Origin of the sequence: Actimicrobium sp. GrIS 1.19 (assembly GCF_035984655.1) — a bacterium.
Classification (GTDB): Bacteria; Pseudomonadota; Gammaproteobacteria; order Burkholderiales; family Burkholderiaceae_D; genus Actimicrobium.
Window position 1 is genome coordinate 67289 of the sequence record NZ_JAXCHT010000008.1, and the last position, 13880, is coordinate 81168.

The 13880-nt window shown below is 61.2% G+C and carries 11 protein-coding genes; 7 read left to right on the forward strand and 4 right to left on the reverse strand.

Features of this window, described 5'->3' with window-relative positions; translation table 11 throughout:
- Positions 1 to 11 precede the first annotated feature (11 nt).
- Positions 12 to 497 (forward strand): DUF1499 domain-containing protein, encoded by a 486-nt coding sequence (locus RCH09_RS08110; protein ID WP_326940560.1) that lies wholly within the window; start codon positions 12 to 14, stop codon positions 495 to 497.
- Here the strand turns inward: RCH09_RS08110 and RCH09_RS08115 are convergent, their stop codons facing one another.
- The 3 genes from RCH09_RS08115 to RCH09_RS08125 form a co-directional block, all read right to left on the reverse strand.
- Positions 498 to 1277, reverse strand: a complete 780-nt coding sequence (locus RCH09_RS08115) for a DUF1223 domain-containing protein (RefSeq protein WP_326940561.1) — start codon at positions 1275 to 1277, stop codon at positions 498 to 500.
- 83 nt (positions 1278 to 1360) lie between these two features.
- Positions 1361 to 2425 (reverse strand): carbonic anhydrase, encoded by a 1065-nt coding sequence (locus tag RCH09_RS08120; protein ID WP_326940562.1) that lies wholly within the window; start codon positions 2423 to 2425, stop codon positions 1361 to 1363.
- Between the two features lie 188 nt (positions 2426 to 2613).
- Positions 2614 to 3609 (reverse strand): porin, encoded by a 996-nt coding sequence (locus tag RCH09_RS08125; RefSeq protein WP_326940563.1) that lies wholly within the window; start codon positions 3607 to 3609, stop codon positions 2614 to 2616.
- Positions 3610 to 3798: 189 nt separating this feature from the next.
- Between RCH09_RS08125 and RCH09_RS08130 the strand changes: the two genes are divergently transcribed.
- From RCH09_RS08130 to RCH09_RS08145, 4 genes are all read left to right on the forward strand, one after another.
- Positions 3799 to 4341, forward strand: a complete 543-nt coding sequence (locus tag RCH09_RS08130; protein ID WP_326940564.1) for a hypothetical protein — start codon at positions 3799 to 3801, stop codon at positions 4339 to 4341.
- Between the two features lie 39 nt (positions 4342 to 4380).
- Entirely contained in the window at positions 4381 to 6129 is a 1749-nt protein-coding gene (locus RCH09_RS08135) for a glutamine--tRNA ligase/YqeY domain fusion protein (protein ID WP_326940565.1), read from the forward strand.
- An 18-nt stretch (positions 6130 to 6147) separates the two neighbouring features.
- Positions 6148 to 6783 (forward strand): LysE family transporter, encoded by a 636-nt coding sequence (locus RCH09_RS08140; RefSeq protein WP_326940566.1) that lies wholly within the window; start codon positions 6148 to 6150, stop codon positions 6781 to 6783.
- Between the two features lie 137 nt (positions 6784 to 6920).
- Positions 6921 to 8849, forward strand: a complete 1929-nt coding sequence (locus RCH09_RS08145; RefSeq protein WP_326940567.1) for a bifunctional diguanylate cyclase/phosphodiesterase — start codon at positions 6921 to 6923, stop codon at positions 8847 to 8849.
- Here the strand turns inward: RCH09_RS08145 and RCH09_RS08150 are convergent.
- Positions 8829 to 10088, reverse strand: coding sequence for a M23 family metallopeptidase (locus RCH09_RS08150; protein WP_326940568.1), 1260 nt, complete (start codon positions 10086 to 10088; stop codon positions 8829 to 8831). The genes RCH09_RS08145 and RCH09_RS08150 overlap by 21 nt on opposite strands.
- A 189-nt stretch (positions 10089 to 10277) precedes the next feature.
- Here RCH09_RS08150 and RCH09_RS08155 point away from each other — a divergent pair, with 189 nt between their 5' ends.
- Both RCH09_RS08155 and RCH09_RS08160 read left to right on the forward strand, forming a co-directional pair.
- A complete protein-coding gene (locus RCH09_RS08155; protein ID WP_326940569.1) occupies positions 10278 to 12458 on the forward strand; it encodes a type I secretion system permease/ATPase in 2181 nt (726 codons plus the stop codon).
- A complete protein-coding gene (locus RCH09_RS08160; RefSeq protein WP_326940570.1) occupies positions 12442 to 13839 on the forward strand; it encodes an HlyD family type I secretion periplasmic adaptor subunit in 1398 nt (465 codons plus the stop codon). The genes RCH09_RS08155 and RCH09_RS08160 overlap by 17 nt, the downstream gene beginning before the upstream one ends.
- Positions 13840 to 13880: the final 41 nt, after the last annotated feature.

A 13880-nucleotide genomic window follows, 5' to 3' on the forward strand; every position in this document is an offset into this window, starting at 1 on the left:
GAGTTCCCGACATGACAAAAATTCTTGGCGTAATTGCAGTGATCCTGTTCCTTGTACTGCCGGTTGCGCTGCTCATCGCGGGACAGCTCGGTTTGCTCAATGGCAAACGCCCAGCCGATCTGGGTCTGCACAACGGGATGCTGAAGGCGCCGGCCAAAGAATCGTGGAATGCTGTCTCCAGCTACGCCAAACTGCAGCCGCACACTGACTATCATGTGATCGAACCGATCAAGTACAGCGGCGACGGCAAGGCGGCTTTCCAGAAACTGGTCGCGCAGGTCAGCGGGATGGACGGCGCCAGCGTCATCACATCGGAACCGGCCTATCTCTACGCCGAGTTCCAGACCAAGATGCTGAAGTTCATCGACGATGTCGAGTTCGTGCTCGATGAACCTGCCGGCGTGATTCAAATGCGCTCGGCCTCCCGTCTTGGCCGCAAGGATTTTCAGGTCAATCGCAAACGGCTCGAAGCAATTCGGGCGCGCTTTAACGGCTGATCATCCGGAGCAGGTTGGCAACGCCAGCGCCTGCAACACTTCGCCACTGTCGGATTGGACAAAGGCCGCGACGCCGAGATTTTTTGCCTGGCTGGATGTCGGCAGGTTTAGCGTACGCATCAACCCGGCGCTGCCGCCCTTGAGGTCGATTGGTCCCAGCCACTCACGCACCACGTAGTCGTGATGCAGTTTGACGCCGCGGTTTTCACCGGCCTTGACGTCGCTCGTGATGGCGTTTTCATAAAGCGCGACAAACAACTTCCCTCCCTGCGCCGATTTCGCACTGACGTCGACTGGCAGGGCATTGTTCGCAATCCGGCCGATGGAAATCCCGATCTCGGCCCGTGCCGGTTGCGCATTGATGCGCTGAACGGTAGCCGCGGTGGCGCCTTTCCAGTTGCGCAATTCGCGACCGGCGACAAAAATCTCGGGTGTGTAGATCGTGCGCGAAGCGACTTGTGCCGCCAGCCAATTCTGGCGCTCGGTGTAGGTCGTGCTGGAATAGATATCTTTCCAGCCGATGTAATCCCAATAATCCACATGCAGCGCCAGCGGCACCACCTGATCGAGACCGAGCGCCGGGCCGGCGGCGCCAGTACGCAGATCGCTCACATGATGGTCTGCGGGTGGGCAGCTGCTGCACCCCTCCGAGGTGTACAACTCCAGCAGTGCCACCGTGTGGGCGGGACTATGCTTGCTGCACACTTGTGCAATGGCCGGCGACAAGGTGCCGCACAGGGCAAGGCACAGGGCCAGTGTTTGAGGAATGCGTGAATTCATGACAGCTCCATGGATACGCCGGGTTGGCGCTCCTGGTTGGTCATGCCAGGCGTTGAAAACTTACAGCTGCGGTGTCACGCCGATCAATTCGATTCCTTGATCAGTCGTCCGCTGCCAAGCTGGATCGGGCGCGCATTCATCGGATACAGGCGCGCAAAGATCGCCAGTTGCTGCGTCGACAGCTGGATCGGCTCCTTCATGACCAGCCACAGCACGCCCTCGCTGCACGGTGGCGTGGTCAGCGATCCCATGTAGGTGTAGTACTCACGATGGATCGGCAGCATCTGGTTCATGTCGATCAAGGCAGTCGGCGATGTGGCTTCGTTTTTTTCCAGCGGCAGGTTGTTCCATACGGTTTGCACCAGGTTGTGGGCGGCGCCTTCGGTGATCATCGCTGCCACCACAGCCAGTCGTCCGTCGACATCCTTGTGCACCAGATGCGCCACCATCGCGAAATTGCGGCCGTTGATGCGCTCTTCCGACGGCCGATGAAAGTGGAACTGTGCCAGCTCATACATCCGCCCCATCACGGTGATGGTATTGCCCGCCCCGACGTTGACCTGAATCGTGTGACCGTTATCGAGCACGCTGAAGCGCGCCGGCTTGTAATCAAAACCGACTGGATCGAGTTCGACCTTGATGCCATCACGAATATCGATCGGCGACTGGCGCGTGCCGGTTTCGCATTTGGCCCAGGCAGGATTCAGGCGGCCCCAGCGCAACGGACCGCCCTCGCCCTCGTAATCCCAATGCGCGGCGTGCAGCTGCCCCTCCATCGATGCGTGTTCCGGCGCTGCGGCTGGCTGGCTCTTTGCCATCACTGGCTTGTGTGCGCGCGCGCGCCGGGTCGCAGCATTGGCCTGTTCCAGCCTGGCCAGGCTGGCCTTGAGCCGCATGCCAAGTTCTTCCTCGCGCTGCGCCGCCTCCTCGGCACGCGCCGCGTCGGCGGCGGCCCTGGCGGGATCTTTCAGCACGGACGGCAGCACGGCAGCGGGTGGCGGCGACGACGCCTGCTTGACAGCGGCCGCGACCGTGCCGGCCTTCGGCGCCACCTCGGACGTAATTGGCTTGGCAGCGCCCTCCGCATGGTCTTCGGCCAGGGCCGGAATGCAGAGCACACAGATCAGGACAAACATTGCAACGCGCATGAATCACCTGAACATGGAAAGGAATCGTTCTCTGATAACGGTCGCCGCGCCGGTTACTTGAGTTACCGCTCGAAATACAACCGGCCGTTCTGGCGATGGCCGCGATCCGGACGAAAAAAAACCCCGCTGCAAGATGCAGAGGGGTTTTTGAAACTGACAGTCGACTGCAGGCCGAAGCCTGCGCCCGATCAGAACTTGTGACGAATGCCCAGGTTGAAGGCTTTATCGTTCGAACCGCCGCTGATGGCGTTACCAACCGTGTACTTGGCGCCGTTGTCATTGCTGATACGTGCATAAGCCGTATAGAAGTCGGTACGCTTCGACAGCGCGTAGGTGTAACCAACGGCGACCTGGTTGGCGTCCTGGTTCAGCGACGACTTGTCATCACGACGGATGTACGACACCAGGAAGGTGTTTTGGCCAAACGGGACAGTTGCGCCGACCAGCACGTTGCTGGTGTCGAGCGTTGCGTCGTCTTTGTCTTTACGATAAGCCAGCGACAGTTTGACAACAGCGAAATCATACGAACCGGTCAACTGGGTGTACTTGGTTGCCAGTGTTCCCAGTGCGTTCTGGTCTTTTTCATACGACAGGCGGGCCACGATCGGACCTGCTGCGTAACCCAGGCCAGCGCCGATGGTGCGCTTTGCGGAGGTGTTGCCGGCAACTTCGCCGAAACCGTACTGCAACGTACCCGACATGCCGGTAAAGCTTGGCGTCGTGTAGTTAACCATGTTGTTGTTACGCGAACCGACCGGGTATGTGAACAGGTTGGTCGACGAACCGGCCAGGCCTGTGCCAAATGGATCAACTTCGTCCAGGGCGATAAATTGTGCCTGGTATTGACGACCCAGCGACAACGAACCGAAACCACCGGCCAGACCAACCCATGATTGACGACCGAAAGCCAGATTGCCCTGGTTGAAACCGCCGGTGTCAGCTGCAATACCTGTTTCGAGTTGGAACTGCGCTTTCAAACCGCCGCCCAGGTCTTCCGTACCCTTGAAGCCCAAACGCGAACCCGACTCGATACCGCTGTCCAGTTTCGTGACGCTGGCGCCCAGATTGCCCGACTCACGCACCAGACCGATATCGACGATACCGTATGCGGTAACCGAAGTTTGTGCTGACGCGACGCCAGCGAAGGCGCCAAATACGGCCAAGGCCAAAAGCGATTTTTTCATGAAGGGTTCCTAAGGGTTATTAAAAGAAATTGACATCTCGTGGCGCTCCGGCTCGATACCATTTTGTGGCATCACCGACGACCCCGTTTTTAAAAGCTTTACCGCTGATACATCGCACCATCATCACAAAACAAACAGAACTGTCTGAAACGTATTGCCGAAAGTGCATGCGTAGATTCTACATATTTAATGGAAAAATTACGCCGTTTTCAGAATGGCAAGCGGGCGACGCAGGGCAATCCGGACGGAATAAAACAAGGCAGGATCGTCAATTCTGAAAAGAAGATTCGGCCAATACGCCATCGGCATTGGCCCTCCATGCCGCACCACGCGCCACTCGACGGGCTCCGGCAGCGCGGCAGCGCGGCCGGGAAGATCGCATCAAAAATGACGCTTTTCATAGGCGGAGGACGCAATTCAATGGCACTGCGAGCAGGCCGCCATGCGGCGCCGAAACGCCAAATTTTCTGCCGTTTGCCGTGTCGACGGCGCGCGCAAAAAAAACTTCGAATTCGCGATGAAAAAAAGTTAGCGCCGGGCCTAAAACTGTCTCAGATAAGCAACGTTCTGGCGGGCTTTCTCGGTCGAAAATGCGTTCGGTTGAATAATTTATCCAAATCAATTGATCATCGAGTGGGAAAAATTCCAAATATCCGGGAATGGCCGCTTTTTCGGATTGCCATTTCCGTCAACGTCGCATCTGCCTCGGGCCAGCAGCGCCTGCTACGGTAAAATGGTGCGCTTCCGCCAACGAACAACGTCCGCCTATCCATGAGCAAGCCCCACACCGCCAGCGCCCCGGTCGAACCCGCACCAGCATCGAATTTTTTGCGCAGCATTATTGACGCCGACATTGCCAGTCAGAAGTACGCCAACCGCACCGACACAGCAGGCCAGGCATTACCCCAGGTGATCACCCGCTTCCCTCCGGAGCCGAATGGATACTTGCACATTGGACATGCCAAATCGATCTGCCTCAATTTCGGGCTGGCGCGCGATTACCAGGGCCGCACCCATCTGCGCTTTGACGACACCAATCCAGCCAAGGAAGAGCAGGAATATGTCGACACCATCCTTGATTCGGTGCAGTGGCTGGGATTTAGCTGGACGCAGGATGGGGTGGCCCATTTGCATTACGCCAGCGATTATTTCGAGCGCCTGTATGCGATGGCCGAATACCTGATTACCGCCGGGCATGCGTACGTCGACAGTCAATCGGCCGACGACATGGCGGCCAATCGCGGCAACTTCAACCAGCCCGGCAAGGATTCGCCGTTTCGCAATCGTCCGGCGGCCGAATCGCTGGCGATGTTTCGGCGCATGAAGGCGGGCGAATTTGCCGACGGCGCGCACATCCTGCGGGCCCGGATCGACATGGCCTCGCCCAACATGAATCTGCGCGATCCGGCCATCTACCGGATTCGGCACGCCCATCATCACCGTACCGGCGACGCCTGGTGCATCTATCCGATGTACGACTACACCCACCCGATTTCGGATGCGCTCGAAAACATCACGCACTCGATCTGCACGCTTGAATTCCAGGATCACCGTCCGTTCTATGACTGGATTCTGGAGCGCATGGCCGAAGGCGGCTTCTTTGCCAAACCATTGCCGCACCAATATGAATTTGCCCGTCTCAACATGACGTACGTGGTCACCAGCAAGCGCAAGCTGCGCGAACTGGTTGAAGAGCACATCGTCGATGGTTGGGATGATCCGCGCATGCCCACCCTGGTCGGCATGCGCCGGCGCGGGTTCACGCCGGAGGCGATCCAGCTGTTCTGCGAGCGTACCGGCGTCACCAAATCCGACAGCTGGATCGACATCGCCACGCTCGATGGCTGCCTGCGCGAAGACCTCGACCCCAAGGCGCCGCGCGCGACGGCCGTGCTGCGTCCGTTAAAACTGGTGATCGACAACTTCCCGGCGGACGAAGTGATCGACTGCCATGCACCGGTGCATCCGCAATTCCCCGAGCGCGGCAATCGCACGGTGCCAATTTCCGCCACGCTGTGGATCGAACAGGACGACTTCATGGAAGTGCCGAGCAAGGGCTATTTCCGTCTGTTCCCGGGCAACAAGGTGCGCCTGCGCTATGGTTTCGTGATCGAATGCACCGGCTGCGACAAGGACGCCGACGGCAATGTCATTGCGGTGCATTGCAACTATTTCGCCGACAGCAAATCCGGCACCGAAGGCTCCGCCAATTACAAGGTCAAGGGCAATATTCACTGGCTCAGCGTGGCCCATGCGCTGGAAGCCGAAGTGCGGCTGTATGACCGCCTGTTCACCGATCCGCAGCCGGATGCCGGCGGCAAGGATTTCAAGCTGGCCTTGAATCCGAACGCCAAGGAAGTGGTTACCGCGTTTGTCGAACCCGGTCTGGCCACGGCCCGCCCGGACGACAAGTTCCAGTTCGAGCGGCACGGCTATTTCGTCGCTGACCGGGTCGACGCCAGCGCCACCCGTCTGGTCTTCAACCGCATCACCACGCTCAAGGACAGCTGGGCAAAATAATCCCGGCGCATCACGATCATGACTCTCACCACCTGGATTACCTTCGTCGTCGCGGCCTGCATCATCGCCATTTCCCCCGGCTCGGGCGCAGTGCTCTCGATGTCGCATGGCCTGGCGTGGGGTGTCAGAAAAACCAGCGCGACCATCGCCGGCCTGCAGATCGGCCTGCTTCTGGTGCTGGCAATCGCCGGCGCCGGGGTCGGTTCACTGCTGCTGGCATCCGAAGTCGCATTCAATGTCGTCAAGGTCATCGGCGCGATGTATCTGATCTGGCTCGGCGTGAGCCAATGGCGCGCCAAAGTGATCGTGACAGACACCCAGACCGTGACCCGTTCGGCCGCTCCACACTGGCGCCGCCGCATGCTGACCGGGTTCCTGACCAACGCCACCAATCCGAAAGGGATCATCTTCATGGTCGCGGTGCTGCCGCAATTCATCTCGCGCGATGCGGCGCTGCTGCCGCAGTTGCTGATTTTGGCGGCGACGATGTGTATCATCGATCTCGTGGTGATGCACAGCTACGCCCTGGCTGCGTCGTCCATGCAGCGCTACTTTCATGACGCCCGCGCCATGCGCAGGCAAAACCGGTTTTTTGGCGGCGTGCTGATGGCGGTGGGCACGGCGTTGTTTTTCGTAAAACGGACCACGGGCTGAACCGCAATAGCGACAGACAATCCCTAAAAATACCAATGATCGGCAGTCGATCCGACGCCTGATGCTATTATTTTTTCGCAGTCGACTGGCACCCGGGAGCACGGTTGCAGTCATGATTTCGTGAAGGCGTCCAGGTGATGGTCAATCCCACTCCCACTTCTGCACCGATCGAACTGCCCTCGCGGCTGGCTTTTCTGCAGGGCAGCCTCACCCCAATTCTTGCCTGGCCTGCGCTGTGCCTGTTGCTGGCGGCGCTGGTCTGGGCGCTGACGCTGTCAATCGTTCGCGCCGACCGCGCCTTCCTCGATGCCAACGCGCGCAAGAACGCCTCCTATATTGCGACCGGCTATGCACAACATCTGACCCGCCTGATCGATCAGGCCGACCAGATTGCGCTGCATGTGCGCTTTGACCGGGAGCAGCTCAATACCGGCTTGCGCCTCGATGTACTGCGCCGCAACGGCCTGTTCCCGGACACTGGGCTGCTGCAGGTCAGCGTCATCGACCGCAACGGCACGCCGGTGACCAGCACCCTGCCGCTGGATCACCCCGCTAACGTGGCCGATGCGGCGTATTTTCAGGCCCAACGCGATAGCGTGGCCGACCGGCTGTTCATCGGCAAACCGGTTGCGGGCGGCTTGATCGACCGGCCATCCATCGCACTGTCGCGACGTTTGCAGGACCGCGACGGCAACTTCGACGGCGCCGTGGTGGTGTCGGTCGAGCCAGGCTATTTCAGTGCGTTTTTCGACCGCTCCAGCCTGGGTCAGGCCGACCTGCTGGCAGTGCTCGGCAAGGACGGCACGGTGCAGGGTTCGCGCATCGGCAACACGGCGTATCCGACCACCAGTCCGGCGCTGCGCAAGGTGCCGTCGATGAATCCGCCGCAGCGCGGCGTGACCCGCATCGCCGACCCCGATACCTTTGCCGATGGCGAACCGCGCTACCTGGCCTGGCAAGCCCTGGGCGCGTATCCGTTCGTGACGCTGGTGGGCCTGTCCGAACAGCAACTGCTGGCGCCGTATGTCGATATCTGGAACACCTACCGGCGCGGCGCCATCGGCGCCAGCGTGTTCCTGTTGCTGCTGTCGGTGGTCGGTGCCAGCCTGTCGATCCGGCTGGCGTGGCGCAAGCATCAGGCCGAGCAGGTCAAGCGCACCTACCGCATCGCTACCGAAGGCGGCAACGAGGGCTTCTACATGGTGCGCGCATTGTTCGACAGCGAGCAGCACATCACCGATTTCCTGATCGAGGACTGCAACGAGCGTGGCGCGCTGCTGATCGGCGCGCGCCGCGACGCGCTGCTCGGCACGCGCTTCAGCGATCACTACAGCGGCATCCAGAAAGAGGTCGTGCTCAATACCTTTCGCAATGCCATGCATGCCGGTTTCTTCGAAGATGAATTCAAGGTCACCGATGACAGTCCGTTGCACGGCAACTGGCTGTATCGCCGCCTGGTGCGCTCCGGCACCGGCCTGGCCATGACGCTGCGCGACATCACGGCCGCCAAGAAGCATCACAACGAACTGGCCCGCGTGGCCAACGAGGACGCCCTCACGTCACTGCCAAGCCGGCACTGGCTGACCACCTTTCTGCCCGAGGCGCTGGTGCGCGCGGCAAACGCCGGCACCATGCTGGCGTTGCTGTTTGTTGATCTGGACGGCTTCAAGGGCGTCAACGATACGCTTGGTCATGCCGCCGGCGACGAGCTGTTAAAGCAGGCTGCGATGCGACTGAAATCGGTGCTGCGCCCGACCGACAACGTGGTGCGACTGGGCGGCGATGAATTCACCGTGATCCTGGAGCCGATCATGGTCGAAGCCGATGCAACCCGCGTGGCGGTGCGCATTGTCGAGGCGTTCAGTACACCGTTCGAATTGTCACAGGGCGTCAAGTCAGTCGGCGCCTCGGTCGGCATCGGCATGTACCCGCGCGACGGCCGTGAACAGGAGGCGTTGCTCAGGAATGCCGACACGGCCATGTACCGCGCCAAATCGGAGGGCAAGAATCAATACCGCCTGTACGAGCCCGACGACGAAGCCGAATCATCGCACCACAAAGTGTGACCGGAACGACGCAGACAACTGTTTTTCGTACCACTGCACCAGATGGTCGAAACGCTCGGTCTGACTGGCTGGCATCGCCACCGCAGTACCCTTGAGGCGCGCCGGATCGAACGGCTGGCCCAGCTTGCGCAGCTCGTAATGCAGGTGCGGTCCGGTCGCCAGACCGGTCATCCCGACAGCGCCGAGAATGTCACCCTGGCGCACCGCCATGCCCGCCTTCAATCCTTTGCTGAACGATTGCAAATGCCCGTAGTACGTCGACATGCCATCGCCATGCCGCACCAGCACCAGATTGCCGTAGCCGCCGCGCACACCGGCGAACTCGACCACGCCGTCGGCCGTAATGCGCACCGGCGTGCCGGCTGGCGCACCATAGTCGATACCGGTATGGGCCCGCCACAAATGCAGGATCGGATGAAAGCGCGCCACCGAGAACGCCGAGGTGGTGCGGGAAAACAGGATGGGCGATTGCAGGAAGGTGCGATTCACCGCGCGGCCGTCGGCGGCGAAGTAATGCGAGGGTCCGCCGCTGGCATCGTCGAACAGATACGCCGTGCGCGTATGCCCCGGGGTCACCAGCCGCGCGGCGAGAATCCGTCCGGGGCGGCCGATCTGCCCGTCATTCATCGTCATTTCGAACAGCACCGTGCCCTTGTAACCCTGCGTCAGATCGCGATGGAAATCCAGCTCGCCGGAAAAAATCTCGACCATTTGATCGACGATCGCCTCCGGCAAGCCCATCGAATCGGCGGCCAGATAGAACTCGCCGCCGCTGGCCATGGCGGCCGGCTGCTGTTCGCCATCGCGGGTGGCTTCGCGAATGCGCAGCTCGCCCTCGACATAGCGCGCCATGAGCATCTGGCGTGCCGACAGCGAATAGAACACGGCATAGGGCGTGCGCGAATTACTCCATTCAACCCAGACCTTGCTGCCACGCACCGGCCGCAACGGCCAATCGTGCGCCTCGGTGTGCGCCAGGATTTCGGTCCACGCATCGTCGGGCACATGCAGTCGCGCCAGCACCGTTTGCCAGCTATCGTTCTGCCCGACCGTCAGCGGTCCGCTGCGTTCGCGCGGCGGCGCTGCTTTCGGCGACGGCGTTTCGAAGCGAAAATCCTGTGGCGCAATAGTTGCCGCCTCCCCACGCGCATCGCCCACGGTCACGCCGAAGGACACCACCTCGAGCACCGGCTCTGCACCGGCTGCCGCAGCGCTCCCCGTCAGCAGCAGCGCGCTCACCAATACTTCCAGAAGAAAAAAAACCAGATAGTTCAAACGGCCATCCCGTGATTGCAAACAAGGCCCTCATGCTATCCCGAACGCTGCCGTTACCGTCAAATGCTGCGCGCGGAATGCCGATCAAAGGCGCCCCGCGGCCGGTTTTAGGTTTACACTCGCGCCCAACCATGTCGATCAGAAAGACCCGCAATGCCCGCCTCCGAACGTCCTGTTGACTCTCCCGACGCGTGGACGCTGCCGCGCGATGCGATGCATGCGGACGATCCGCTGGCCCAATGCCTGATCACCCTGACACGCCTGCGCAATGAGCCGCATTCGTTGCAGGCCCTGACGGCCGGGCTGCCCCTCGAAGACGGCCGCCTGACGCCGGAACTGTTCATTCGCGCCGCCGCGCGCGCCAACCTGTCGGCGCGCATCGTCAAGCGGCCGCTGGCGCGCATCAGCCAATTGACGCTGCCGGCCGTGCTGCTGCTGCAGGACGCCCAGGCCTGCATCCTGACGCACCGCAACAGCGACGGTACGCTGCGCATCATCCAGCCGGAATCGGGCGACGGCGAACTCGACATGACGCTCGCTGCGCTGCAGGAGTGCTACAGCGGCTACGCGTTGTTCGTGCGTCCGGTGTTCCGCTTTGACGGCCGCGCCGACAGCATCGAGAGTCGCGTCAGCGGCCACTGGTTCTGGAGCACCCTGCGGCAAAGCTGGCCGATCTATGCCGAAGTCCTGATTGCCTCTTTTTTGATCAATGTGTTTGCACTGGTGATGCCGCTGTTCACGATGAACGTGTACGACCGGGTGGTGCCGAACCAGACCTTCGAGACGCTGTGGGTGCTGTCGCTGGGGGTGGCGGTGGTGTTCATCTTCGACTTCGCCATGCGCAGCCTGCGCGGCTACTTTCTCGACGTCGCCGGCAAGAAGATCGACCTGACCCTGTCCGCGGCGATCTACGAAAAAATCCTGGCGATCCGGCTGGCGTCGCGGCCCAAATCGGTCGGCGGCTTTGCCAACACCCTGACCGAGTTCGAATCGTTCCGTGAATTCCTGACCTCGGCCACCATCACCACCGTCATCGACATGCCGTTTACCGTGCTGTACTTGCTGATCATCTGGTGGGTCGGTGGCTGGCTGGTGCTGGTGCCGCTGGTGGCGATTCCGCTGATCCTGATTCCCAGCATTCTGCTGCAGGGGCCGCTGGCGCGCGTGATCAACCAGACCTTCCGGGTTGGCGCGCAACGCCAGGCCACGCTGATCGAAACCCTGTCCGGACTCGACACGATCAAGGCGATCTCGGCCGAAGGTCCGGCGCAGCGCCGCTGGGAGCAACTGATCGGGCAGATCGGCAAGCTCAGCCTGCGCGCGCGCCTGCTCTCGGCGGCCAGCATCAATGCCGGCGTGCTGGTGCAGCAACTGGCCAATGTGGCGCTGATCATCGTCGGCGTCTACCTGATCGCCGACAAGGCGCTGTCGATGGGTGCGCTGATCGCCTGCACCATGCTGGCCGGTCGCACGCTGGCGCCGCTGTCGCAGGTGGCGGCGCTGGCGACGCGCTTCCACCACGCGCGCTCGGCCCTGATGGGACTCGACCGCATCATGAACCTGCCGGTCGAACACCCGCCCGGAAAGAGCTTTGTGCACCGACCCGACTTTCAGGGTGGCGTGGAATTCCAGAACGTCAGTTTTGCGTACCCCGAATCGCCCGTCGAGGCGCTCAGCAAAGCCTCCTTCAAGATCGCGCCGGGCGAACGGGTTGGCATCATCGGGCGCATCGGCTCCGGCAAATCGACCATTGAAAAGCTGATCCTCGGCCTGTACCAACCCGGTGAAGGGTCGATCTGGATCGACGGCATCGACCAGCAGCAACTCGACCCGGTCGACCTGCGCCGCAATATCGCCTATGTGCCGCAGGACCCGGTGCTGTTCTTTGGCAGCGTCAAGGACAACATCGTGATGGGCGCGCCCTATGTGGACGACGCGGCCATGCTGCGCGCCGCCGACATTGCCGGCGTCACCGATTTCGTCAACCGCCACCCGCAGGGATTCGATCGTGCCGTGGGTGAACGCGGCGATGGCCTGTCCGGCGGCCAACGACAATCGGTCGCAATTGCGCGCGCGCTTTTGCTGGACCCGAACGTGCTGGTACTGGACGAGCCCACCAACTCGCTCGACAACCGCTCGGAAGACAATTTCAAGACACGGCTGCTGCCGCAACTGGCCAACAAGACGCTGATCCTGATTACCCATCGCGCCTCGATGCTGACGCTGGTCAATCGCCTGCTGGTGGTCGAAGGCGGCCGCATCATCGCCGACGGCCCGAAGGAACAAGTACTCGAAGCCCTGTCCGGAGGAAAGCTGCATGCTGCAAAAGTTTAAGGCCATGCTGGTCCGCCTCGGTGCGCGTCTGCAGAAACTGCTGCTGCCGGCCGCTACCGACGATGCCGAACGGCGCGCCGATCTCGAATTCATGTCCGACAGCAGTGCCGCGCTGGTCGCCGGCACGCCGCGCTTCGGCTCGCTGATCATCCGCGGCCTGGTGCTGTTCATCGTGCTGGCCATCGTGTGGGCAACCTTTGCTCCCATTGATGAAATCACGATCGGCGAGGGCAAGGTGATCCCGTCCGGGCAAGTGCAGGTGATCCAGAATCTGGAAGGCGGCATCGTCGCGCAGATTCCGGTGCAGGTCGGCGATCTGGTGCAGAAGGATCAGATCGTCCTGTATCTGGACAAGACCCGCTTTTCGTCGTCGGTCGACGAAGTCACCGCCAAGTACCAGGCGCTGCAGGCCAGGATCGCGCGCCTGACCGTTGAAACCGATGGCCGCCCGTTTGCCGCGCCGGCCGAACTGGTCAAGGCCAATCCAAACGTGGTCGAAGAAGAAAAGCAGTTGCACCTGAACCGCCAGCGTGAACTCGATGCGGCGCTGACAGTGCTGCGCGAGCAAGCCAATCAGCGCGGCCAGGAGTTGCGCGAAAAGCGCGCCCGCCTGACCCAGCTCGAGGAGAGCCAGCGCCTGGTGACCAAGGAGCTAACCATCAGCAAACCGCTGGTCGCGCAGGGAGTGCTGTCGGAAGTCGAAGTGCTGCGACTGGAACGGCAGGTCAGCGATCTGCGTGGCGAAACCGAAGCCACCCGTCTGGCCATTCCGCGCATCGACCAGAGTCTGTCCGAGGCGCGTGCCAAGGTCGATGGCCAGCTTGCCAAGTTTCGCTCCGACGCCGCCACCGAACTCAATCTGGCGCGTTCCGAATTCGAACAATCGCGTGCCTCCGGCGTGGCGATGGCGGATCGGCTGGCACGCACCGCTGTGCGTTCGCCGGTGGCCGGCATCGTCAAGCAAATGAAGATCGCCACCGTCGGTGGCGTGATCCAGCCTGGCATGGATGTGATGGAAATCGTCCCGATCGAAAACAATCTGCTGATCGAAGCACGGGTGCGTCCGGCCGATGTCGCCTTCATCCATCCGGGGCAGCCGGCGACGGTCAAGTTGAGCGCCTACGATTTTTCGATTTATGGCGGACTGGATGCCAAGGTCGACAACATCACCGCCGATTCGATCACCAACGACAAGGGCGAGAGCTTCTATCTGGTGCGGGTGCGAACCCTGCGCAACAACCTCGGCGCAGGCGACAAGAACCTGCCGATCATCCCCGGCATGATGGCCACCATCCATATCCGCACCGGCAAGAAAACCGTGCTCAACTATCTGTTGAAACCCGTCATCAAGGCCAAGCAGGAAGCTTTGCGCGAACGCTGAGCGCGATGCCGGTACAATTCCGGCATCCGTTTCCGTTGAAA